Below are 261 nucleotides of genomic sequence, written 5' to 3'. Positions count from 1 at the left end.
TTGTAGGCCATCAGCTTGGCGAGATTGCGTGCCGCCGCTTCGGTCAGCGGCAGCGGCTTGCCGCTGCCGACCAGCGCACTTTCCGCCGCGCGTACACGGTTGACCGCGTCGCGGAAGGTCTGCGCATAAGCCGCGTCCTGATAGGCAGTCAGGTGCTCGGCGCGGTGCGCGATCAGCTTCTCCAGCAGGGCGCCGGAGGAGGTGGGCAGCTTGACTACCTCGGCGCCTTCGGCGGTGTTGCGCAGCTTGCCGGTGAGCGAC

General features: G+C 68.2%; 1 protein-coding gene. It reads right to left on the bottom strand.

The genetic code is table 11. From position 1 onward, the window contains the following. A partial coding sequence (locus tag OR16_RS39275; RefSeq protein ID WP_006165116.1) for a DUF6537 domain-containing protein occupies positions 1–261 on the bottom strand: 261 nt, incomplete at both ends.

This window comes from Cupriavidus basilensis OR16, assembly GCF_000243095.1.
GTDB classification, from domain to species: Bacteria; Pseudomonadota; Gammaproteobacteria; order Burkholderiales; family Burkholderiaceae; genus Cupriavidus; species Cupriavidus basilensis_D.
The sequence above is the reverse complement of the archived record's forward strand: the minus strand, read 5'-3'. Positions and strand labels throughout refer to the sequence as shown.